Origin of the sequence: Synechococcus sp. H70.2 (assembly GCF_047462275.1) — a bacterium.
GTDB lineage: Bacteria > Cyanobacteriota > Cyanobacteriia > Thermostichales > Thermostichaceae > Thermostichus.
The window spans coordinates 1-20,997 of the sequence record NZ_JANSIU010000007.1 but is presented as its reverse complement, the minus strand read 5'-3'; the positions used below and the strand labels follow the sequence as shown (position 1 = coordinate 20,997).

Genomic DNA, 20,997 nt, shown 5'->3' with positions numbered 1-20,997 from the left:
AGCTCTCCTCAAACAGCACTGCAGGGCAGCCAAGTCTTTTCCCGATTGGGCTAGCCGCAGAGTGTTACCCGAAGGAGAGGGGAGGATCTGGGCGGCTTCGGTGGGGCTGCCGGGCAGGTCTAAGCTGGAGCGTCGTCTCCTTGTGAGAATAGGAGCTAAAGGGCTAGTCTCCCCCTCATTTAGTAAAGTCAATCCTAGTAGGGTGAAAAACACAGAAGCCTAGAGGAGAGACAAAGGCATGAAGGCCATGATCCTGGCGGCCGGCAAGGGGACACGGGTACGGCCCATCACCTACATGATGCCGAAGCCAATGATCCCCATTTTGCACAAGCCTGTTATGGAGTTTTTGGTGGAGCTGCTGCGGGAACATGGCTTTGACCAGATCATGATCAACACCAGCCACCTTGCTCACCAGATTGAGGACTACTTCCGCGATGGCCAGCAGTGGGGAGTACACATTGGCTTTTCCTTCGAGGGCCATTTTGAGAACGGCCAGCCGGTGGCCGAGCCTCTAGGATCTGCTGGCGGTATGCGCAAGATCCAGGATTTCTCTGGCTTTTTCGATAGCACCTTCGTGGTACTCTGCGGCGACGCTCTGGTTGACCTCAACCTAACCGAGGTGGTCAATTTCCACAAGTCTAAGGGGGCGCTGGCCACAGTAGTGCTGCGGGAGGTGGATCCCAGCCAGGTCTCTAGCTATGGGGTGGTGGTAACTGATGAAACAGGTCGGGTTACTGCTTTCCAAGAAAAGCCAAGGCAGGAAGAGGCGCTTAGCAACACCATCAACGCGGGCATCTACGTCTTTGAGCCAGAGGTGTTTGACTATATTCCCCCCGGCCGCCCCTACGACATCGGCAGCGATCTCTTCCCTACTTTGGTAAAAGTCGGCGCTCCCTTCTACGGCATCAAAGCTGACTTCCAGTGGGTGGACATTGGCCGTACCCACGATTACTGGCTGGCTGTGCAAAAGGTGCTGCGCGGGGAGATCAAGGGTGTTAAGGTACCCGGGATCCAAATTCGGCCCGGTGTCTGGACAGGGATCAACATTCGCGCCAACTGGGATCGCATCCACATTGAGCCGCCGGTATACATCGGGGCCAGTACCTACCTGGCAGACGGGGTGAAGCTCATCGGCCCCACGGCCATTGGCTACGGCTGTGTGTTAAACGAGGGGTGTACGCTGGAGGGCAGCCTTATCTTCAACTACACCCAGATTGCGGCAGGGGTGACGTTGCGCCACCAGATGGTGATGGGTCGCTACTGCATTTCCTCGGATGGCAAGGCCATCGACACGGAAGAATCCAACCTCACCTGGCTCATTGGAGATGCCCGCAGCTATGCCAACGGTAAGTCCCAACCCTACTAGTGCCCTCTACCTCTACGGGATTGTCGCTGCCCCCGGCCCGCGCCACCTAAAGGTGGTGGGATTGGACAAGCAGCCGGTGCGGGTTCACGTGCTGGGATCTCTAGCCTTCCTCTATTCCCAAGCCTGCCAGGAGCGCTACCTGGCTAGCCGGGCCAACTTGCTGGCCCACGAGGCCGTTTTGGAAAGCGTTATCAAGGAAGGTCACCGCGCCCTGCTGCCGCTGCAGTTTGGCCTGGTGGTGGGTAGTTGGGATCAGGTAGAACAGGATCTGGTTAAACCGCGCCTGAGCGATCTGTTGGTCCTGCTGCAGCGCCTGGAGGGCAAACGGGAAGTAGGGGTGAAGGTTTTCTGGGATCCCGAGCGGGAGCTGCAGTTGGAGCTAGAAGAAAACCCGGCCCTGAAAGCCCGCCGTGATGAGCTGGCTGGCACTCCGCTGGGACTGGAGGCCGTTGTGGAAATTGGGCGGGCTTTGGAGCAACTTTTGGAGCAGCGACGCCGGCGCATTGCCCAGACTTTTACAGCTGCCCTTGCTCCCCTGGCTAGCGACTGCGTTGAAGGAGAGCTGCTGACCAAGAACATGGCCTACAACAGCGCCTTTCTCATCAACTGGGAAGATGAGCCCGCCTTTGCCCAAAAAGTGGAGGAGCTGGATCACGCCTTTCAGGGTCGCCTGCGCATTCGCTACAACAACCTCACGGCCCCCTACAATTTTGTGAAGCTTTGATCCCCTGGCTAACTACCTAGCGGGTAGGCTTCCCCGTTGGAGAAATGGCGCCTAGCGCCCCTTGCCACCTTAGCCCGCAAGCCAGTTAGACCAGAGCAGGTAGGTGGAATCCGACCAAGGCTTCTCGGAGGGCCCGCACCTGGGCCACCATGGCCACCTCGTCCTGGAGGCGACTGACGGCCTTGCCCACCCCCACCGCCGAGGCACCGGCAGCAATGGCCAGGCGCACCGTTACCGTTGAGAGGCCGGAGGCGCAGATGACCGGCACCGAGACCACCCGGCTAATCTCGTAAGCAGCAGCCAGCGTGGGAGCAGCCTTCTCGATCAGGCCCAGCGAGCCGCCGTGGCGCGGTTCGGCACTGCTGCTGCCCTCGGTTTGGATGAAATCAGCCCCCAGCTCCTCCAGTTTCTCCGCCAGTTCCGCCTGCTGATCTAAGGGCAGCGTGTGGGGGACAGTAACCGATAGAAGGGTGCGGGGCAGGAGCGCGCGAGTTTGACGGGTGAGCTCCAAAACCTCTTCTGCAGAGAAGACGCGGCCTGAAGGGTAAAAGCTGTCGTAGTTGCCGATTTCGGCCATGTCAGCTCCTGCCTGCACTGCAGCAGCCAATTGCTGCGGATTCACTGCTGACACGCAGATGGGCAGCTCAACTTGGGCCCGCACCGCCTGCACCAACTCAGGACTGGCAGCAATATCTACCCAGGTAGCCCCCCCCTCTTGGGCGGCACGAGTAATTTTCAGCACGGACTCGCGGTCAAAGTTTTGTAGGCCGCTGATGATCTTGAGGGCACGGCGCTGGGCAAGAGCGTCAAAAAGAGCAGCTTGAGAAGCAGGGGTCATAGGAGCCTCAGGTCAGCTTGTCCAAAAAGACGGAACGGGGAAGAGAAAGTCAAGGGGCCTGGCTAAGGCAGTACCGTTGGTACTCCAGCCGACTAAGGTGGGGGGATCCTTACGCAGTCCACAACCGGACCCGTAAAGACATTGTCAAGCTGTCCCTCCACAGTTTCTTGAGGCAAAGCCCCAAGGAGATTAGGCTGGAACCTCTTTGCCGTTTGGTGCAGCCCTCGCGTAAGACCCGCACAGATGCTTGCCACCCGTCGGGTTTTTCACCAGAATTAGGCAGCTCGTTGGCATCCAAGAAGCTGGCTTGCGAGCCGCACCTATAATTATCTAGCAGGCTGCAGCGTTGGTTGGCAACTAAAGTTGCCTACGGGCTTTTCCGCGCCGCCCTGGAGTACGCCCTTTCAACACCCTTTACAATAGGGATCCCTGCCTGCTCTTTTGCTATGTATCGCTCTCCCCTGCCTTTTTTGGGCCTGCCTGAGTCGGATCCCGAGGTGGCCCAGGCTATTCTCTTGCCCGTCCCTTACGAGGCTACCACCTCCTACGGCAAAGGTACGGCCAAAGGCCCCCAAGCCCTGCTAGAGGCTTCGGCCTATGTGGAGATCTACGACGAGGTGAGGGACTGCCAGCCGGCCCTCCGCCCCAACTGCTGCGAAGCCATCTCCCGCTACTGGACGGCGCCGCCGGTGGAGTTCGAGGGGCTAGACAGCCACGAGCTGGCCATGGCCAAAATTCAGCGCTGCGCCGCCCAGTGGGTCAGGCCAGGACGGTTTTTGCTCTCTATTGGCGGCGAGCACTCCATCACTGGCCCCTTGATTGCCGCCCACTTGGTGCATTACCCAGAGCTGCACGTGCTGCAGATTGATGCCCACTGTGACCTCAGAGATAGCTATGAGGGATCCCGCTACTCCCACGCCTCGGCCATGGCGCGGGTAGTTGAGCAAGTGGGCAGCCGCCTTACCCAGGTGGGGATCCGCTCCCTCTGTGCCGAAGACCGCCAGGCCATTCGCAAGCACCGCCTGCACACCTTCTTTGCCCACAGCCTGCACGGCAGGCCAGCCCAGGAGTGGATCCCCGAGGTAATCGCCACGTTGGGCCCCCAAGTGTACCTAACGGTGGATGTGGACGGCCTAGATCCCGCAGTCGTGCCGGCCACGGGCACCCCTGAGCCTGGGGGGCTGGGCTGGTGGGAAACAGTGGAGCTCATCCGGGCTCTGGGGCAGCAGCGGCAGATTGTTGGCGCCGATGTGGTGGAGCTGGCAGTTACCGGCGAGCAGGAAACCGATCGCCGCAGCGCTTTTACCGTTGCCAAGCTGGCCTATCAAATCTTGGCTGCGGCCTTGGGTTAAGCTCTAGAAGAGCCTCTGTTACCCCTCTTTCCGCTACCGGAGGGCTGCCTCCTGGCCCCTAGGCTCTAGACCTCCACTCCAGAAGCGTCTAGACCTAGACAAGATGAGGACTGGCCTCTCGGTCGAGATCTTCTGCTAGCTTCCTAGGTGGCTCCAGCCATGGCTCTGCCTTCTTCCAGCGTGCTTGAACCGGCACTGCCCCCTGTTGACGAAGAGCTTATCCACCGCCGCATTCAGGCCATCCGTGCCCAGATCCCCAGCCATGTGGAGATCATGGCGGTGAGCAAGGGCTACAGCGTCAACCACATCCGCGCCGCCTATCGAGCTGGCATCCGCCACTTCGGCGAAAGTCGAGTGCAAGAGGCAGCCGGCAAACAGGCGCAGCTGCAGGACTTGACCGACATTGTCTGGCACCTGATTGGACACCTCCAGACCAATAAAGTAAAGCCGGCCCTCAAGCAATTTGCCTGGATTGACAGCGTCGATAGCCTGCGCCTGGCCAAGCTGATAGACCAGAAAGCGGGGGAGCTTCAGCTTACCCCCAAGCTCTGCCTGCAAGTAAAATTAGCCCCTGATCCCAACAAATTCGGCTGGCTTATCCCCGACCTGCTCCAGAGCCTGCCTCAACTCAACCAACTGCTGCAAGTGGAAATTGTGGGCCTGATGACGATCCTACCCCTGGGCCTTAGCGCAGAAGCTGCCTTGGAGCTGTTTCGCAAGCTGGCTGAGCTGGCTGAGTCCATTCGGCAAAGCGGCTACGAGCGCCTGCAATTACATACTCTCTCAATGGGTATGTCCGACGACTACCTGCTAGCAGTGGCAGCAGGCTCTAACTTCATTCGACTGGGGCGCGCTTTGTTTGCCGGTGCTGAGCGGCGATAGATATATTGTGAAGCCCTGGGGTTGTGATTAAATTTGTGTGAACCCCACAGGGCACTTTGGAGGGAGAAAGCTGGGTTGCTTGGGGTAGTCCCTCAGGTTGGCAGCTTCCTGCGCCAACGCCCTCTTAACTTGGGTCTCTGCTTAGGCTCTAAGGCTTAAGTGCCGCGCTCTCCGTAGACTTAGGGTAGGTAGTGAGGATGCAAGGGATGAATGTCAGTGGAATCTGGAGCAGGGTAAGGGATTTTGTAGGCTTAAATGATCCTGCGGATAACCTGGAGGAGTACTCTGAATCTGAGATGGATGGGCAGGACGACTATCAACTTCTCTACGAAAGACGCCGTTCTCCAGGAGCTACTTCTTCTCCTAGCGAGGAAGAAGCAGAGCCCTCCTTGCGGGGACGGCGGCAGCGCTCAGTAGAAGCTGGAGAAGGGCCTCTCCATCGGGAAGAGCCGCGTGGTCATCGGCGCAGTCAGCCCCATCGGGAGCGCTCAGGAGGGGGTATGGGAAGCAACGTCATTGGATTGCCTGGCATTAGCCAGCCTACCAACGAGGTGGTGGTGCTGGAGCCACGCAGCTTTGATGAGATGGCCCAGGTTATCCAATACCTGCGTGAGCGCAAGACGGTAATCATGAACCTAAGCCTGATGGATCCCGCCGAAGCCCAGCGTTCTGTGGACTTTGTTGCTGGCGGCACCTATGCCATTGACGGCCATCAGGAGCGGATTGGGGAGAATATTTTTTTATTCACCCCCAGCACGGTAACCATCTCTACCCCTAGTAGCCAAGTTATGCAGCCGCTGCAGCGCCCTTTGCAAAACCCCACCCCCCTCTGGCCTAGCAGCTATGAACACCTGCAAGCGGTAGGCCAGCACTAGTTACCATGAAGCAACCGCTATTATGTGTCATTGGGGGCGGAGCCATGGGATCCGCCCTGCTGCGGCGTTGGGTGGCAGCGGGAGTTTATCCCCCAGAGCAGCTGGCGTTGCGAGAGCCCGACCCAGCCAGGGCCAAGAGTCTACAGCAGGAGCTGGGCATTCGGCTGTTGGCAGATCCCTCTGAGGCGGGGGAGTCTGAGATTTTATTTTTGGCCGTCAAGCCTCAGGTCTTCCCCCAGGTGGTGGCAGAGATAGGCCAGCCGGCGGCCACAGAGTTGGTCGTTTCTATTATGGCCGGGATCCCATTGCAGCAGTTGCAGCAGGCTTTTCCCCAGCAGAGGGTGGTGCGCACCATGCCCAACACGCCAGCGCTGGTGGGAGCAGGGATCACCGCTATTTGCTACGGGCCAGGAGTAACGCCTGGCCAGGTAGAGCAGGTGGAGAAGCTGTTTCGCGCCGTGGGCGAGGTGGTGACGGTGGCCGAAAGCCAAATGGATGCGGTGACCGCTCTCTCGGGGTCGGGGCCGGGGTATTTAGCGGTGATCCTGGAAGCGTTAATTGACGGGGGGGTGGGGGTGGGGTTGCCGCGCCCCCTTGCCACCCAACTGGCCATGCAGACCCTAGTGGGCACTGCTGCCCTTTTACAGCAAGAGAAGCTCCACCCCGCCCTCCTCAAGGATCAAGTGACCAGCCCGGGGGGAACGACCATCGCCGGGCTCCAGGCCCTGGAAGAGGGGGGAGTGCGGGGGGCCTTGATGCGGGCAGTGCGGGCAGCCTACGAGCGCTCCCGCCAGCTACAGGGCTCCTAGGGCCTGCCAGAGCGGGCGGGTGATCCAGTTCCACCCCACTTTGAGCTGGTGCTCCAGGGTAGGTAGGCGCACTAGGTAGACGGCTCGCCGCGCCAAGTAGCCCAGGGGCCCGGTTAGAGTGAGTCCGCCGAGACCAGAAAGCACCGCTGCATCCGTCCCCAAGCTAAGCATTTCCCCCAGAGAGAAGTAGCGGAACGGCAGCAGGGGCCGCTCCTGGGTGAGCAAGGCCCACAGGTTCCAAGCGCAATAGCCAGCCTGTTGAAAAGCTGCTTGGGCGGTGGCGGGCACCGGCTGGCCTTCGGCATCCACCACCGCCGCTACGTCTCCCAGGGCAAACACTTCTGGAAAGGTGGGAGTTTGCAGGGTGGGCAAAACCTGCAACCGCCCCCGCTCACTTTTGGGCAGATCCAGGTCGGCAATCACTGCTGCCGGTCGGGTTCCGACGGTCCACAGCACCGCATCCACGAGAGCGGTGGCCATCTCTTGGGCTTCCCGTCGCTGCAGCCGCAGGCGGAAGGGAGGGGCGCTGTTTTCTTCCACGGCCTCGATCCCAAGCACCTTGGTCTGCAGCTCCACTCGCACCTGCCGCCTAGCCAGCGCCGCCTGGGCTGCCTCCCGGGTGGAGGGGGTAAACCCTGGCAAAATCTGGGATCCCAGCTCGACAAGGCAGATCTGCCCTCGGGATCCCAGCCGGTCTGCCAATTTGCAGGCTAGCTCCACACCGCTTGCTCCCGCCCCAACAATGGCCAGAGTTATCGGCTGAGCCGCCTCCCGCGCCTCTAGAGTTTTCAGGTGGGCCCGCAGCCGTTGGGCGTCGGCCAGGGTGCGGAAGGGAAAGGCAAACTCCGCTGCTCCCGGCACGCCTTCTAGAGGGGTCTCCCCTCCCAGTGCCAGCACCAAGGCGTCGTACTCCAGGCTTTGCCCCTCTCTCAGCAGGACGCGGCGGGCTTTCAGGTCAATGGACTGCACAGAGCCCTGGCAAAACTGCACCGACTCTGGCGGCAGCAGATCCTGAAAGCGGGGGGCTACCTCCCAGTCTTCCAGCTCGCCCGTGAGCAGCTCGTAGAGCAACGGAGCAAAGACAAAGCGCTCCTGCCGATCCACCAGAGTAATCTGCGGCGGCTCCGGCCAAGGTCGGCGGATGAGCTCCAGGGCTGTGTACAACCCGCCAAAGCCACCCCCAAGAATGCCAATACGACTCATGCTGCAAGGGTTGAAGGTAACATCAGCTTAACAAACCATCCCGCCTCCTACCCTAGGGCTCTGCCTTGGGCAGGGGGAGGGGCGGTTGCTGCATTAACCCTGCAGGGTAGGAGGCCATCCAAGAGGCCGAGGATCCCCCAAACCAGGCCGACGGTAGACACCCAGAGGAGCCACAGCCCTCCTGCCCAGGGGGGCGGCAGATCCAGAGCCATCCCCCCGATTAGTGGCCCAAGGGCAAAGCCGGCTGCCCAACAGAGGGAGTTGACCGACAAATACACCCCTCGCAGATGAGCTGGAGCCAGATCCGCCACCAACGCCGACGCCGAGGGGTTGTAGCTCACCAAGGCCAACGAGAGCACCGCCAAGGCCAAAGCCGCCATCCCCCTAGCTGGCATCGCTCCCCACTGGGCTGCCAAGCTGCTAAGCCAAACCAACCCAAAACCCAGCCCCCATAGTAGAGCGGATCCCTGGAGGGCGCGGACCCGCGTCCAGCGATTGAGCCAACGAGCTGCTGGCAGCTGCAGCAGGGCAATGAGGGCGCCGTGCAGGGCAAACAACGGGCCAATCTGTACCTCAGGGATCCCAGCCCCCTTGCGCAAGTAAAGGGGCAAGCTGCTGCTGAGCTGGGCAATGTAGGTGGTGAAGAAAAGGTTGGCCAGGGCAAACACCACCAGGGAGCGATCCCTCAGGGCGGCTTTCCAGCCGGCCCACAGGGGCTCTGCCGCCGACTGAGTGACCCGAGTTTCCTGAACGCAACACCAGAGCAGGGCTAGAAAAATCAAGTAGGTGAGGCCGTCGATCACAAACAAGAGGCGGTAGTTCTTCGTTAGGGCTACCAAGGCACTGGCCATGGCCACGCCGAGGCTGAGGCCCAAGTTATCCCCCAGGCGGTTGAGGGCATAGGCTTCGTTGCGCTGCTCGCGCGTGGTTAGGTCGGCTACAATTGCCTCCACTGGTGGCCAGTACAAACCTTGACCCATCCCTGCTACCAGACTGGCTAGGGCAAAACTGTAGAAACCTTGGGAGAGGGCAAACCCAAACGAGCCAGCAGCAGAAATGGCCAGCGAGAGGATCAAAGTGGAGCGGCGGCCCCAAGCGCCGTCAGCCATTGAGCCGCCAAGGATGCGGCCAAGCACCCCACTTAAAGCCATGAGGCCTAGCCCCAGCCCCACTTGAGTGGCCCTTAGCCCCACCTGGTCAACGAAAAAGAGGGGGGCGTAGAAGAGGGCAAAGCCGGTTCCGGTTTGGGAAAGCAACCGACCGACGAAGATTAGCCAGACCTGAAAGCTGAGCTGTGGCCACCAGGAAGGGATCCGCATAGGAGATACAACGGGAGACAAGTTACCTAGCCTACGGGATCCCGCTTGTTGGCGCCAGATCCAGCTCAGCAGGCAGAGCACTCGGCGGGAGCCAGCGGCTCCTCCTCCAGGGATCCGGCGGAAACCGCAATTAACTCCCCTACATTGAGGTATTCGCTCAACAGCCGCGCCAACCGGTACACTCGGTAGTCGATCTGGATCGAGTGATTTTCCATCACCTCACATTACCCCTGCACGTCAACGGTCTTGCAGCCATTCTTGAGCTAGCCGTAGACCGCCTGTCGCCTTCCTCAGCTAGGAAGTGCCAACGGCAAAGGGGTCAGGCCGCGAGGCTGCTGGATCCAACTATAACAAAGTTTGACAAATCTTTAAACAACCCTTAAGGAGAAAGCGCTGCTGTCCCCGCCCCCAGCTCCTCCCCGGGGCCGCCAGGTTAGACCGCTGCTAGCTGATGGCCACCGGCGACTTGGCTGCCGCAGTGGGCTCTTCCTCTTCTTCCGGTGGAACAGCCACAAACTCGATGTGGTTGAGCAGCGTCGTCACGAAGGCAAAGAGCAGAAAAGGCAGGGAGATGACCAAGATCAGCGCGATGGTGAGAAAGGCGTAGAGGGGGCTGTTCATCAAAGAGAGGGCAGCGCCCAGGCCGGCAAAGACCACGATTAGCCAAACGATGATCTGGCCGTAGATATCCCCAAAGGAGAGGGTGCAGGTAAAGCGGTAGCGGGTGTGGGTGTTCATGGCAATTCCTCGGGATAGCCTGCTTGGCTTGATCCTGACCAGAAACCAAGCCTTAGCCTCATGGGTGGATGAGTATCCTGAGATTTTAGACGAGAGAAGGGGAAATGCCTCTTTTTCCTAAGAAATGTCTCAGGAACTTGGTTGAACAGGCCGGATCCCCCGTCTTTCCGCAGACAGGATGCTATTGTCGAGATCACAAACGCTTTCGGGTAGGCAGCAGATGTGTATTTGTATCCACTGCTACTATGTAGATCGCTGCACCACCTATCACGCCGTGGAAGCGCAGCACCAACAGCCCCACCTCACCCTGACGCCGGATTTTGAGCCGCAAGGACCCCAGATCAACGTCAACATCCGCAACGGCGGCACCGAGATGGAGTGGGATGTGGTGGCCTGCCAGAGTTTTCGCGAGGAGCGGAACAAGTGGGCAAGGCTCCGCCCCCACGCGGTCGTTCCCACTTAAAACTAGAGTAATCTAGAGATGGCCTAGAGCGCTGAGAAGAGTTCTCCGCGCCTGCAAGGCTTGAGACGAGGGTCTGCCCTTGGGGGGGAGTTGTTTCGTCCATTTCGAGAGACGGGAAGACGATGATGCTGACCGCAAGCCCGACAGCACCGCCGCGGGATGCTCGTCAACGAGTAAGCCAGTTTATGCGACAACTCCAGGATGAGATCTGTGCTCGACTAGAGGCCCTGGACGGCAAAGCCAAGTTTCGCGAGGACAGTTGGGAGCGTCCTGGCGGTGGCGGCGGTCGCTCGCGGGTTATCCAGCAGGGAGGGGTGTTCGAGCAAGGAGGGGTTAATTTTTCCGAGGTGTTCGGATCCCAGCTGCCCCCCTCGATCCTCAAGCAGCGTCCAGAGACAGCAGGTCATTCCTTCTACGCCACCGGCACTTCCATGGTGTTGCACCCCCGCAACCCTTATGTGCCAACAGTTCACCTCAACTACCGCTATTTCGAGGCGGGGCCGGTGTGGTGGTTTGGCGGCGGCATGGATCTCACCCCCTACTACTTGTTTGAGGAGGATGCAACCCATTTTCACCGCACCATCAAGGCGGCCTGCGACCGGCTGGATCCGGCCTACTACCCCGCTTTTAAGATCTGGTGCGACCGCTACTTCTTCTTGCCCCATCGGGGTGAAGCCCGCGGCGTTGGTGGCATTTTCTTTGATTATCAAGACGACCGGCCGGGGCTCCTCTACCGTCCTGAGGGGGAGGCAGAAGCGGATCCCGAACAGCTTGCCTCTGAGCCGCCGCCACTCCAGGTGCGGGTGGGATCCCGCAGTTGGGAACATCTTTTTGAGCTGGTGCGAGGGTGTGCTGAGGCGTTCTTGCCGGCCTATGTGCCGATTGTAGAGCGGCGGCAGGGGATGGAATGGGGGGAGCGGGAGCGACAGTTCCAGCTCTACCGGCGCGGGCGCTATGTGGAGTTTAACCTAGTCTACGACCGGGGCACGCTCTTTGGGCTGCAGACCCAGGGCCGCACCGAGTCGATCCTAATGTCGTTGCCGCCGTTGGTGCGCTGGGAATACGGCTACGAGCCCCCGCCCAATAGCTGGGAAGCCAAGCTCTACGAAGTGCTGCGCCAGCCCCGGGAGTGGGTCTAGGCCCGCAATAGGCGTCCCTCTTCCAGAGGAGTGCAGTGTCTTCCTCTCTGCCCCTTGCCTACCGCTTTCAACCCCCCCGCCAAGCTGGGCCTGGAAAGGCGCCGGTGCTGGTGATGCTGCACGGGATCGGCAGCCACGAGGGGGATCTCCTCCAGTTGGCCCCTTACTTGGATCCCCGCCTAGCGGTAATTAGCCTAAGGGCGCCGCTTCCCTGGGGGGCGGGCGGCTTTGCCTGGTTTGAAATGGCCTGGACGCCGGAAGGGCTGGTGGGGGATCCGGAGCAAGCCCGCCGCAGCCGGGAGCTTTTAAGCCACTTTCTGGATCAGGGGATCCCGAGTCTGGGTTTGGATCCGGCGCAGGTGTACTTGCTGGGGTTTAGCCAGGGGGCAATTATGAGCTTGTATCTGGCTCTCACCCAGCCTGAAAAGCTGGCCGGGGTGGTGGCAATTAGCGGTCGCCTTTCGCCAGAGATCCTAGCTGAGGCGGTAGAGCCCGCCCGGCTGCAGCACCTCAGTATCCTGGTGGTTCACGGCACCGCCGATGCCGTCTTGCCGGTGGCTTTTGGCCGCCAGATCCGCGACTACTTTACCTCTTTGCCCCTAAGCTTGACCTATCGCGAGTACGCAATGGGCCACGAGGTTTCCCCAGAAAGTTTGCGGGATATCCAAGGGTGGTTGCAAAGTCAGTTGGACAAACCCTGGGCAAGGGAAAGGGCTGGCGAAGCTCCCTCGCAGTAGGGCAAGATCCCGCTAGCCTCCTGGCGCCCAAAGGCAAACTGTACAATAGCGGCAAAGTTCTTGCCCCCTGAGCGTCTCAGTGAACGGCGGCCAGCCTCTCTACGACATTCTCATCCTCTCCAACGGTCCCGGCGAGCTGCTTACCTGGGTGCGGCCAGTCGTCCTAGAATTGCGCCAGCAACTGCCCCAGGCCCGTCTTTCTCTGGTGCTCTCTCCTTGTCCGCATGCCTCTGGACAAGAGATGAAGATAGCGGAGGAATTTATCCAGGTCGATCGGGTGCAGGATCCGGATTTTTTTCTGGCTTTTCTGCTCACGGGTCAGACCGAAGAAGCCTGGGATTGGGCCAAGCGGGGGGTGGTGCTGTTTCTAGGAGGGGATCAGTTTTTTGCCGTCTGGATTGCCCGTCGTCTGCGCTACCGCCTGGTGGTGTATGCGGAGCAGCGACCCCGCTGGCAACCCTGGGTAGACGCTTTTGCTGTGCGCACAGAGGAGATCAAACGCCGCTACGACGGGGGACGCCTCCTAGGCCACTGCTGGGCTGCCAAAATGCACGTGGTCGGGGATCTGATGGCCGATGGCGTGGCCAGTGCTGTCTACTTGCCGGGCGTGCCCCTTGCCGGCTGGCTCAGCAGCCGATCCCTTCCCGCCCAGCCTTCTACCCCTCAGGCCATGTCCGGGTTTTCCTCTCTGACGCAAATGGGCCACCTCTCCTCCGATCCCCTCGAGGAGCAAACGGCGCCAGCAAAGGTGGAGAACTGCTCCGCCGACGAAGCTTTGCTGCCGCGCGGCTGGCAACGTCTTAGCGAGAGCAACCGCACCCACTACCAGGTGGGGCTGCTCCCCGGCTCCAAGCCGGCCAAGCTCTCCCTGGGGGTGCCGCTGGTGCTGGCGGTGGCGGATGAGTTGCGCCAGTTGCTGCCCAACGTCCGCTTCGTCATCCCAGTGGCTCCCGGCCAGACGCCACAATCGCTGGCGGCCTATGCCCATCCCAAGCTCAACCCCGATATGGCCGTGATTTACGGCACCTCGGCCACTCTGGAGCAAACCAATCTGGGATCCCACTTCGTCACCCCCTTTGGCACCACGGTACACCTGTGGACCAGCTTCCCCGCCTATTCGGTGCTGGCCAATTGCGACCTGTGTCTAACTACAGTCGGCGCCAACACTGCCGAGCTGGCTTACTTGGGGGTGCCAATGGTGGTGGCGATCCCCACCAACAAGCTGGAGGCGATGCGTGCCTGGGGTGGGATCCCTGGCCTGTTGGCTCGCCTGCCCGGTCTGGGCCCCTGGCTGGCCCGCCTTATCAACAGAATTGCCCTGCGGTGGCTGGGTTACCTGGCTTGGCCAAACCTCTGGGCAGGACGTGAGGTGGTGCCGGAGCTGCGAGGACACTTGCGCCCGGCCCAGGTAGCCGAACAGATGCGGGCCCTGTTGACTGATCCCGAGCGGCGTCAACAGATGCAGGCGGAATTGCGGCGTCTGGGGGGCAAGCCGGGTGCGGCTCAGGCCATCGTGCAACTCGTGGCCCAGCAGTTGAGCAAAAGCTAGAGGAGGCGACCGAGGCGCTCCCGCAGCTCGGCAGCGGCCTGCTCTAGGTGTTCGGGAGTATAGCCGGTGGTCTCTACCCTAACGGCAAGGTGGGTGTCCTGGCTTTCGTGGAGATGGATCCACAAAATGTGGCGGCCGTCTGCGGTTTTGCGGTTGGCGGCCTTGACGCCGTTTTTGGGGGCAGCGTAGGCGCTTGGGTCGTAGCGAACCAGATCTACCCAGGGCAGGTCGCGCAGGAGTTTTTCCACCTTGACCCAACTGCGAGGACGGTGATGGCTGCTGTCGCTGCGCAATTGGATGACCTGGGAGCGATCCCGGCCGGAATCCGGCAAGCTCGCCCGCGGGATCCGCGGCTGAACTTGCGGCTGTAAGTAAGGCAAATACACCAAAGATTTGTATTGCTCGTGGATGTAGCAAACCGGGATCCCCAATTGGCTGCCCACCACGGCCATGACCATGGCCTGGGCTTTAAACCCCCCGGTGGCGGCAAAGGTGACGATCCCCTTGGCGCTCTCGGCCAACTGTTGCAACAGCTTGGCCATCCGCTCCAGCGAGGATCCCTCTAGCTCGTAGTTGATGCCGGGGAGGGGCAGCAGGGAAACCTGCTGCTGGCCCAGCGCTTTTTCAAAAAAGAGCTGCAAAATCTGGGCACACTCCAGTCCTTCAGGGGTTTCGGAGTACAGCAAAATCAAGACATCCTGCGGAGTGGGATCCAGCCGGTAGTAGGTGTTGGTTTCGGCGCTGATTAGTTCCAAGTCTGTTTTTTTCATCCAGGCCAAGGCCCGTTCTGGATCGCCGATGGTTTTTTGGCCGACCCAAGGGCGCTGCGGCTGCAGGTCTTTGTCTAGGTTGGTAAGCAGAGAGGTGCCCACCGTCATGATGATGGTCTGCATGAGTTCCTCGCCAACTTTTGAAGCAATAGACTATTAGGCTAGCCAAGCCCAGAAGCTCGGCCCATCTGCCCTTGGCAGTTCCTGGGGGGGTGCGTTAGTGGGCAGAAAAAGCCGTAGCCCTCAGCGCCGGCGGGAGTAGGGACGAGGATAGGGTTGGCGCATCCGCCGAGCCAGGTACACCTGAAAGGTTTGGGCCACTGCCCCCGCCCGCCGCAGGGGAATCTCTGCCACTGGCTCAATTTGTTCAAAGTAGGTGCCGTAGGCGGCCGGGATCCCTGCTCTTGGCTGAAACAGTTTGGAGGTAATCAGCAGGCCATCCTGCCCCAGCCAATCTTCAGGTTGTGACCAAAAGGCAAAGCCGCGCAGATCCTCATCCAGGCAAGTGATGGGCTTCTCCGTCAGCGGTGCCAAGGCCATGCCAATCTGGCCGCCCAAAAAGTAAGCGTTCGTGAAAATGAAATCCGCCTCCGCCAGAGCCTGGGCCAAGCGGGGATCCGCCTGAAATGGCCGCCGCAACTGTTCGATGTCAATCAACTGAGTCGAGGGATCCCGTTCCACCGGCCACAGGCCCAGACCGCCAGGCGCTTGCAGCAGCCCGTAGCGCACATGGGCCAGCCCCACCCCCACCAACAGGCTCACCGCCACCGCCGTTCCTGCCAAGAGCCGCCTTGCCTCTGGCCACCTTTCCCAACGGGATCCCAAAAGCAAGCTCAGCACCCAGAACCCCGGCATCGGCCAGGTGGGCAAAATGGGCCGATAGCCCCCCATCAAGGTAAAAGCCAGCACCAGCGGCAGCCCACAGGCCAAGATCAAAAGATGCTTCAGCTCTCGATCCGTGAGGCGTCTTCCCTGAAAAAGCGCCAACCCCACCCGCCCGCCCTCAGCCAAGCTCAGCCCCAGCAAAGGGATCCCCAAGGTTGGGAAAAGATAAAAAATTTCCGCCAGCACCGTCAGCCCCAGATCCTGCAGGCGGTAGCCAGTCTCCGGCACCGCTCGCCCCCCCTGGAAGCGAAAGGAGACCCAATCCTGCTGGGCGTTCCAGATCAGCACCGGGCTGAAGGCCGCCAAGAACCCCAGCACTGCCAAGAGCGCCCATCCCGACCGGAGGGCGCAGCGGTGGGCTGAGCTGAGCAGACAAAAGAGCACCAGGCCAAACCCCACCGCCAGGCCGTGGTATTTGCCCAGGCAGGCCAGCCCCACCAATAGCCCCATCAGGGCTAGCCGCGGCCCCGGTCGGTAGCGAGCTGCCCCATAGGCTCCCAATTTCCCCTCCGCCAAGGGAGCTGGAAAAAACTCCTGGGCAGCCACCCACAGGGTTGCTGCCGTAAAAAGCATCAGCGGGCTATCCGGCAGGGTCAGCACCCCAAACCCAATCCAGAAAATGGGCGCGATGCTGATGGTTGCTAGAGTGATCAGCCCTGCCTGCACTGAAAAGAGCCGTACCGCTGTGAGGTAAAGCAATAGGGAAGAGCCGCTGTAAACCAGCAGGGATCCCAATCGAATTGAAAAAGCCGACACCTGCCCCGTCAGAAGAGGTCCCAGGCCTGTGGTCCAGGCCACCAGCGGTGGATGGTCAAAATAGCTCCAGTCCAGATGGCGAGTGTAGAGGTAGTAGTAGGCTTCGTCAAAGCCCGGCGGCAACAGAGCAGCCACCCAGCAGCGCAGAAGCAGGCCCAACCCCAAAATCCACAGAGCAGCCCGCGGCAGCACAGGGGATCCCTTTGAGCGCGTGGACAGGTGTTATTGTCTCAGCTTTGGCCAACCTTGCCTTCCCTTGTTGGCTGGAAGGAGCTATCAGGATAGGTTGAGCCTAAGGCGTTGCCTCCGGCAGCTTTACCGGACACCCCAAAAGATGGCCCAATTGTTCCGCTTCCACCATTGCCTTACTACCATCAGAACCAAAACTCAGGCGCAACAAAGTCTCTCCCGAGTGCAACTCCACCTCTACTGAAAAAAAGATACTGCCCTCGGAACTTGTTGACTTCCTAACCACAACCTGCTATACATCTCTGAAGGAATAAGTTTTCTCTCCCCTTATCCCAAAGGGAGTGAGGTATTCCTCCAGGATCTGGTCTAGGAAGCGGTCAAAGGTCGGTCGATGCCTCGTTAGCCCAGCCACTATTATCCCTGTAAATACTGCTAGTATAACAAGAGAACACGTAATCGAAACAAGCAAATCCCCTAAGTCAAAACTATCGCTGGCCACCGAGATCTGACTCTCTGCACTCATCAGGAATGATTGAATCTTTTCTGCCAGTTGCTGAGCCTCGGCCTCACTGTAAGCTTCCCAAGCTATTATTGCTACTTGAGGAGTTGTGAGAGTGACGTAGTGATAAGTCATCTCATATCCATCGGAATCTGTTGGAGTTTCAGTTATGGTTCTAGCTCCTCTTACGTCATAATAAAGCTTGATCTGTTTTGGCAAAGGCAGCAGTGGCTGGAAGACTACTTCGCAGTCGAATGTACCCTGAGCAAGCCGATAGCAAGTGGAAGATAATAAGAAACAACGGAACTCTAGGCGATAAATGAACGCGCTTGCTGGGAGTTTATAGGACCCGGCTTCATAAGACTTGGCTCCGTCGAACTCCTTGTGCTTGCCCTCATTATTGCTTGCTGGTGTGACACTTGTCTGTTTTCCAGAACACAGAGCTTTGCTCGCTTTGAAAGCAAGGTTTGGACTTTTGAAGGGAAGGGGGCCACTCTAGAATTTACGCTAGCTAGCCTGGGCAATAGGCGTAGCTGGCTCTCCACCCCAATTAGCTAGCCCAGTTGTAAAACGGGCTGGTCGTCGGCAGGGGAAATCTGGGCTATGGGGCGCAAAGCAGTGGCGCTGTTTGTGGGTAAGTTGTTCCCAGTGCTCGGCAGCATCCGGCGAGCAAATGACCTCTTAGACAGGGCAAAATTCCCCTCCCTTTTCCCGTTTAGGCTTGGCTTGGTTTCCCTTTTCAGCTTCTGGGGGACAGCCGCTTTGGACAGGCAGCGAGGATGTGGGACTTGCTCAGATCCGGCATGAGGGTCAAGGCTCGTCGGGCATCAATTTGCCCTTCGCAAACTGCCTCTAGCACCTGTTCAGCCAGCAGGGAAAGAGGCATGTCGGCAGTTTCCTCCGGATCGGTTTTCTCGGAGATTTGGCGAACTCCCTGGGGCGGAGGAGGTAAGGTCGGCTCTGGCTGGGGAGGCAAGGTAGCGGAGGTGCCCACTTCCAGTTGGGCTTCAGCAAAGGTTGGGCTACTCCTCCCCAGCAGTAGGGATCCCAGCACCAGCCCAGCCATCCCCTGCGCTAGCAAACGCTTTGGTCCTTGGGCAAGGCCACGGCTGCCCACCGCCTTCTCCAACCGCTTACCAGGGGCCTGGCCGCTCATTTCCCCTCTCCCAAATCACCCCCTTCCTCAAGAGTCAAGATATCCAACAAACCCAGAATTTGCAGTAGGCTGGCGTTGGTCAACTTTTCCTACCCCAACTCTGTGCCTCCTATGGCGCGTTTATCCCAAGAGCTGGCCCGCTTGGCTGGCCTTGCCGACAGCCCGGAGCAGTCTGAGCTCCAAGTAGAGGGATCCCTAGAAGCAGCCATCTGCATTGAAGAGATTCTAAAACTGGCGGGTGAGCGCAGCTTTGGCTTGTTTTTGGCGGTGCTGTCCTTTCCCTCGGCTTTGCCTCTGCCGGCTCCTGGCTATTCCACTCCCTTTGGCGCGGTTATTCTGCTGCTAGCTCTCCAAATGCTGGCAGGGCGAGCCACTCCCTGGCTGCCGCCGTGGGTGCTGCGGACCTCCATTGAACGGAAGCAATTGCAAAAGTGGGTGCAGGCTGGGATCCCATGGTTGCAGCGCATTGAGCAAGTGGCCCGCCCCCGTTGGAAACAAGTCTGCACCAGTCGCCTCGGCCAGGTCTGGCTAGGCACCTGGATTGGCCTGATGGGCATTTCCATGATCATTCCCCTGCCCGGCACCAACACCCTGCCTGCGATGGGGGTCTTCGTCACCGCCTTCGGCCTCCTGGAAGAAGATGGGATCCTCTGCAGCCTGGGATCCCTGCTCTGCGTCGCTGCAGGGCTACTGACCACTTCCATTTTGCTCAGCCTGGGGTTGGGGGGGAAAACCCTTTTGGATTGGTTAAGGAGATAGCCAGCCCCTCCCACCCTGGAGGAGGCCCAGCTTGGCGGAGAGGCCAGCTAACTTGCCTGGCAAGCCTAGATGACCTTGCCATCGGGGGTAATCCTTCCCTTCAGCTTGCGGGCCCGCTCTTCAGCCTCTTCGATAAGGGTAGACAGTTGCTCCAACGCCTCGCCAGGGTATCTTTCCAGCACCCGCAGGGAGAGCGCTATCCGCCCTTTGGCCTCATCCACATCAATGACTACTGCTTTGATGGGCTGCCCTGGCTGAAACAAGTCGGAGAGAGAGGCAACAAAGCTTTGGCTGACCTGCTTGATGGGCAACAGCCCGCTGCCCCCCTCCTCCAGTTCCACGAAAACGCCAAAGGGCTTCAGGGCGCTGACCTTGCCCCGCACCACCTGGCCAGTGGTGTAGATCCCCAAGCTCTCTGCTTGTCGCGCTACTCGCTCGGAGAGCACCAGCTTCTTGGCAGCAGGGTTGACTTCCAGCAAGCTGGCGGTGAGCAATTGACCCACCAGCTCTTCCAGAGATCCGCGTTGGAGAAGATGGGAGCGGGGGATAAAGCCGCGCAGGCCCTGCACATCTACCACCACCCCACCTTTGTTGATGCCGATCACCGGCGCCGTGACCACCTCGCCTCTAGCCTGCTTTTCCGCTAGGTCCTCCCAAAGCCGCCTCAGCTGCAGCCGCCGTGCCGAGAGGAGGATCTGCCCTGCGGCGTCTTCTTTCAAGATAAGAAACTCGGCCTCGCTTTTGAGGGGAAACAGCTGGCTCAGGTCTTCCTCCGAGCCGATCCCCGCTTCTTTGAGGGGCAAAAAGGCTGGCGACTTGGCGCCAATATCCACCCAAATGCCGTCGCTCTGGTACTGGAAGATACGACCTCGCACCACCTGGCCCGGTCGGAAGTCAAGGCTTTGTGCCGCTAGAGCCTGGGCAAAGTCTTCTACAGAAAAGGTCTCGACAGCCGGGGAGCGGGGGGAGCGCAAGGTCATGGGCAGAGTAGGGATTCAATGAGAAGCATCGCGCTCCAGAATAACCCAAAATGGAGTCAAAATCCCGGCCCTTCCTGTCCGCGTTGGCCTTTACTGGCTGTAGCTTAGATGTAGTACATCAGCCTGGCCTGTTGCCGTTGGGCCTGCCGGTCGCAAAGATCCTGCAGGGTGGTTTTTTGGAGAATGCCCACTGCTGCTGCTTGGGCCTCTTGCCAAGCTTGCAGGAGCACCTGACGCTCGGGGGTGAGATCGCCGCCAGGCCAGTCGCGGGGACGGGTGAGCTCTTCTCCCTCAATGGCCTGAATGATGTCCAACAGGGAGATCTGCCAAGGTGGCCGCGCTAGAAAGTACCCTCCTTTGGCCCCCCGCTGGCTGCGCACCAGCCCCTGGCGGCGCAGGGTGGCTAGCAATTGCTCCAAGTAGCGGTCGGGAATGGACTGATGGGCTGCAATTTCCTTGATCTGCAACACCCGCCCATCGCGGTAGTGCTGGGCCAATTCCAACAGCGCCAGGAGCGCGTACTCGCTTTTACAGGACAGTTCCAAAATACCCATCCTTAGCTGCAGGGATCAGGTCTATGATACTCCGGTTTTCCGCCGGAGTTTTGTGGGATCCTGCTCTGGGCGGGGGGCAGGATCGGGCTTATATGGTGGAATAGGCCCCTTGGAGGAGGGTTTATGGCAGGTGGGGGTACCCTGGCGGCGGGAGGGAGGATCCCGGCGGAGCGATGGCAAACTTTGCAGCAGCAGATTGGCAAGTTCATTGCCAATGTCGAATCGGTGTTCCAGGGCAAGTCCCAGGTGGTGCAGACAGTGGTGACGGCCCTGGTGGCAGAAGGCCATGTCCTGCTGGAGGATGTGCCGGGGGTGGGCAAGACGACATTGGCGCGGGCCATTGCCCGTAGCTTGGGGGCCAAGTTTCAGCGGATTCAATTTACTAGCGACCTCTTGCCGGCTGACATTCTCGGCCTTTCCCTGTTCAACAAAGAATAAGGGGCGTTTGAATTTCG

The 20,997-nt window shown here is 59.8% G+C and carries 23 protein-coding genes; 12 read left to right on the top strand and 11 right to left on the bottom strand.

All coding sequences use genetic code 11. From position 1 onward, the window contains the following. Positions 1–238 precede the first annotated feature (238 nt). Positions 239–1,366 (top strand): sugar phosphate nucleotidyltransferase, encoded by a 1,128-nt coding sequence (locus tag NW822_RS08205; protein WP_414362151.1) that lies wholly within the window; start codon positions 239–241, stop codon positions 1,364–1,366. Beyond that, positions 1,338–2,090 carry a GvpL/GvpF family gas vesicle protein gene (locus NW822_RS08200; protein ID WP_414404114.1) on the top strand — a complete coding sequence of 251 codons (753 nt, stop codon included), beginning with the start codon at positions 1,338–1,340 and terminating at the stop codon, positions 2,088–2,090. Before NW822_RS08205 ends, NW822_RS08200 begins: the two co-directional genes overlap by 29 nt. Positions 2,091–2,175: 85 nt before the next feature. Here NW822_RS08200 and NW822_RS08195 read toward each other — a convergent pair whose 3' ends face one another. Continuing rightward, on the bottom strand, positions 2,176–2,928 hold the full coding sequence (locus NW822_RS08195; protein ID WP_414404113.1) for a DUF561 domain-containing protein: 753 nt from the start codon (positions 2,926–2,928) through the stop codon (positions 2,176–2,178). A gap of 350 nt (positions 2,929–3,278) precedes the next feature. Between NW822_RS08195 and speB the strand changes: the two genes are divergently transcribed. The 4 genes from speB (at position 3,279) to proC (ending at position 6,846) form a co-directional block, all read left to right on the top strand. Further along, the gene (speB, locus tag NW822_RS08190) at positions 3,279–4,280 is read left to right on the top strand and encodes an agmatinase (protein ID WP_414362145.1); all 1,002 of its coding nucleotides are present in this window, start codon (positions 3,279–3,281) and stop codon (positions 4,278–4,280) included. 159 nt (positions 4,281–4,439) lie between these two features. Further along, positions 4,440–5,162, top strand: coding sequence for a YggS family pyridoxal phosphate-dependent enzyme (locus NW822_RS08185; protein ID WP_414362143.1), 723 nt, complete (start codon positions 4,440–4,442; stop codon positions 5,160–5,162). 296 nt (positions 5,163–5,458) lie between these two features. Beyond that, positions 5,459–6,037, top strand: a complete 579-nt coding sequence (locus NW822_RS08180) for a cell division protein SepF (RefSeq protein WP_414404112.1) — start codon at positions 5,459–5,461, stop codon at positions 6,035–6,037. 5 nt (positions 6,038–6,042) lie between these two features. After that, entirely contained in the window at positions 6,043–6,846 is an 804-nt protein-coding gene (proC, locus tag NW822_RS08175) for a pyrroline-5-carboxylate reductase (protein ID WP_414404111.1), read from the top strand. Here the strand turns inward: proC and NW822_RS08170 are convergent. From NW822_RS08170 to NW822_RS08155, 4 genes are all read right to left on the bottom strand, one after another. After that, positions 6,832–8,049: an NAD(P)/FAD-dependent oxidoreductase gene (locus NW822_RS08170; RefSeq protein ID WP_414362139.1), complete on the bottom strand. Its 1,218-nt coding sequence runs from the start codon at positions 8,047–8,049 to the stop codon at positions 6,832–6,834. The genes proC and NW822_RS08170 overlap by 15 nt on opposite strands. A gap of 47 nt (positions 8,050–8,096) precedes the next feature. Next, entirely contained in the window at positions 8,097–9,368 is a 1,272-nt protein-coding gene (locus tag NW822_RS08165; protein WP_414404110.1) for an MDR family MFS transporter, read from the bottom strand. A 65-nt stretch (positions 9,369–9,433) separates the two neighbouring features. Beyond that, on the bottom strand, positions 9,434–9,583 hold the full coding sequence (locus NW822_RS08160; RefSeq protein ID WP_414362136.1) for a hypothetical protein: 150 nt from the start codon (positions 9,581–9,583) through the stop codon (positions 9,434–9,436). 229 nt (positions 9,584–9,812) lie between these two features. After that, entirely contained in the window at positions 9,813–10,106 is a 294-nt protein-coding gene (locus tag NW822_RS08155; protein ID WP_414404109.1) for a hypothetical protein, read from the bottom strand. A gap of 220 nt (positions 10,107–10,326) precedes the next feature. Here NW822_RS08155 and NW822_RS08150 point away from each other — a divergent pair, with 220 nt between their 5' ends. The 4 genes from NW822_RS08150 (at position 10,327) to NW822_RS08135 (ending at position 13,994) form a co-directional block, all read left to right on the top strand. Then, complete coding sequence (locus NW822_RS08150) at positions 10,327–10,569, top strand: Ycf34 family protein (RefSeq protein WP_414362132.1); 243 nt, start codon at positions 10,327–10,329, stop codon at positions 10,567–10,569. Between the two features lie 125 nt (positions 10,570–10,694). Next, positions 10,695–11,708: an oxygen-dependent coproporphyrinogen oxidase gene (gene hemF / locus NW822_RS08145; protein ID WP_414404108.1), complete on the top strand. Its 1,014-nt coding sequence runs from the start codon at positions 10,695–10,697 to the stop codon at positions 11,706–11,708. Between the two features lie 35 nt (positions 11,709–11,743). Continuing rightward, a complete protein-coding gene (locus NW822_RS08140; RefSeq protein WP_414404107.1) occupies positions 11,744–12,445 on the top strand; it encodes an alpha/beta hydrolase in 702 nt (233 codons plus the stop codon). Between the two features lie 79 nt (positions 12,446–12,524). Next, positions 12,525–13,994 carry a hypothetical protein gene (locus NW822_RS08135; RefSeq protein WP_414404106.1) on the top strand — a complete coding sequence of 490 codons (1,470 nt, stop codon included), beginning with the start codon at positions 12,525–12,527 and terminating at the stop codon, positions 13,992–13,994. On the opposite strand, the gene NW822_RS08130 is transcribed toward NW822_RS08135, so the two are convergent. The 4 genes from NW822_RS08130 to NW822_RS08115 all read right to left on the bottom strand — a co-directional run bounded on the left by NW822_RS08130 (position 13,991) and on the right by NW822_RS08115 (position 18,249). Then, entirely contained in the window at positions 13,991–14,887 is an 897-nt protein-coding gene (locus NW822_RS08130; RefSeq protein ID WP_414404105.1) for a putative CRISPR-associated protein, read from the bottom strand. The two genes, NW822_RS08135 and NW822_RS08130, sit on opposite strands and share 4 nt — an antisense overlap. A 120-nt stretch (positions 14,888–15,007) precedes the next feature. Then, positions 15,008–16,597, bottom strand: a complete 1,590-nt coding sequence (locus tag NW822_RS08125; protein ID WP_414404104.1) for an ArnT family glycosyltransferase — start codon at positions 16,595–16,597, stop codon at positions 15,008–15,010. A 289-nt stretch (positions 16,598–16,886) separates the two neighbouring features. Continuing rightward, positions 16,887–17,312, bottom strand: coding sequence for a hypothetical protein (locus tag NW822_RS08120; RefSeq protein WP_414404103.1), 426 nt, complete (start codon positions 17,310–17,312; stop codon positions 16,887–16,889). A gap of 520 nt (positions 17,313–17,832) precedes the next feature. Further along, entirely contained in the window at positions 17,833–18,249 is a 417-nt protein-coding gene (locus tag NW822_RS08115) for a hypothetical protein (protein WP_414404102.1), read from the bottom strand. A 111-nt stretch (positions 18,250–18,360) separates the two neighbouring features. Here NW822_RS08115 and NW822_RS08110 point away from each other — a divergent pair, with 111 nt between their 5' ends. Further along, complete coding sequence (locus NW822_RS08110) at positions 18,361–19,008, top strand: exopolysaccharide biosynthesis protein (RefSeq protein WP_414404101.1); 648 nt, start codon at positions 18,361–18,363, stop codon at positions 19,006–19,008. A 65-nt stretch (positions 19,009–19,073) separates the two neighbouring features. Here NW822_RS08110 and NW822_RS08105 read toward each other — a convergent pair whose 3' ends face one another. Together NW822_RS08105 and NW822_RS08100 are read right to left on the bottom strand one after the other, a co-directional pair. Next, positions 19,074–19,988 (bottom strand): S1 RNA-binding domain-containing protein, encoded by a 915-nt coding sequence (locus NW822_RS08105; RefSeq protein ID WP_414404100.1) that lies wholly within the window; start codon positions 19,986–19,988, stop codon positions 19,074–19,076. A 104-nt stretch (positions 19,989–20,092) separates the two neighbouring features. Next, positions 20,093–20,533 (bottom strand): RrF2 family transcriptional regulator, encoded by a 441-nt coding sequence (locus NW822_RS08100; protein WP_414404181.1) that lies wholly within the window; start codon positions 20,531–20,533, stop codon positions 20,093–20,095. A gap of 132 nt (positions 20,534–20,665) precedes the next feature. On the opposite strand from NW822_RS08100, the gene NW822_RS08095 reads away from it, so the two are divergent. Then, the gene (locus NW822_RS08095) at positions 20,666–20,980 is read left to right on the top strand and encodes an AAA family ATPase (protein ID WP_414404099.1); all 315 of its coding nucleotides are present in this window, start codon (positions 20,666–20,668) and stop codon (positions 20,978–20,980) included. Positions 20,981–20,997 lie beyond the last annotated feature (17 nt).

Excerpts from the sequence above, each read along its gene's own strand:
- NW822_RS08195 (WP_414404113.1), bottom strand. The coding sequence starts at position 2,928 with ATGACCCCTGCTTCTCAAGCTGCTCTTTTTGACGCTCTTGCCCAGCGC.
- NW822_RS08180 (WP_414404112.1), top strand. The coding sequence starts at position 5,459 with ATGGATGGGCAGGACGACTATCAACTTCTCTACGAAAGACGCCGTTCT.
- NW822_RS08115 (WP_414404102.1), bottom strand. The coding sequence starts at position 18,249 with ATGAGCGGCCAGGCCCCTGGTAAGCGGTTGGAGAAGGCGGTGGGCAGC.
- NW822_RS08155 (WP_414404109.1), bottom strand. The coding sequence starts at position 10,106 with ATGAACACCCACACCCGCTACCGCTTTACCTGCACCCTCTCCTTTGGG.
- NW822_RS08170 (WP_414362139.1), bottom strand. The coding sequence starts at position 8,049 with ATGAGTCGTATTGGCATTCTTGGGGGTGGCTTTGGCGGGTTGTACACA.
- NW822_RS08165 (WP_414404110.1), bottom strand. The coding sequence starts at position 9,368 with ATGCGGATCCCTTCCTGGTGGCCACAGCTCAGCTTTCAGGTCTGGCTA.
- NW822_RS08110 (WP_414404101.1), top strand. The coding sequence starts at position 18,361 with ATGGCGCGTTTATCCCAAGAGCTGGCCCGCTTGGCTGGCCTTGCCGAC.
- hemF (WP_414404108.1), top strand. The coding sequence starts at position 10,695 with ATGCTGACCGCAAGCCCGACAGCACCGCCGCGGGATGCTCGTCAACGA.
- NW822_RS08095 (WP_414404099.1), top strand. The coding sequence starts at position 20,666 with ATGGCAGGTGGGGGTACCCTGGCGGCGGGAGGGAGGATCCCGGCGGAG.
- NW822_RS08160 (WP_414362136.1), bottom strand. The coding sequence starts at position 9,583 with ATGGAAAATCACTCGATCCAGATCGACTACCGAGTGTACCGGTTGGCG.
- NW822_RS08185 (WP_414362143.1), top strand. The coding sequence starts at position 4,440 with ATGGCTCTGCCTTCTTCCAGCGTGCTTGAACCGGCACTGCCCCCTGTT.
- NW822_RS08205 (WP_414362151.1), top strand. The coding sequence starts at position 239 with ATGAAGGCCATGATCCTGGCGGCCGGCAAGGGGACACGGGTACGGCCC.
- NW822_RS08130 (WP_414404105.1), bottom strand. The coding sequence starts at position 14,887 with ATGCAGACCATCATCATGACGGTGGGCACCTCTCTGCTTACCAACCTA.
- NW822_RS08200 (WP_414404114.1), top strand. The coding sequence starts at position 1,338 with ATGCCAACGGTAAGTCCCAACCCTACTAGTGCCCTCTACCTCTACGGG.
- NW822_RS08150 (WP_414362132.1), top strand. The coding sequence starts at position 10,327 with ATGTGTATTTGTATCCACTGCTACTATGTAGATCGCTGCACCACCTAT.
- NW822_RS08105 (WP_414404100.1), bottom strand. The coding sequence starts at position 19,988 with ATGACCTTGCGCTCCCCCCGCTCCCCGGCTGTCGAGACCTTTTCTGTA.
- proC (WP_414404111.1), top strand. The coding sequence starts at position 6,043 with ATGAAGCAACCGCTATTATGTGTCATTGGGGGCGGAGCCATGGGATCC.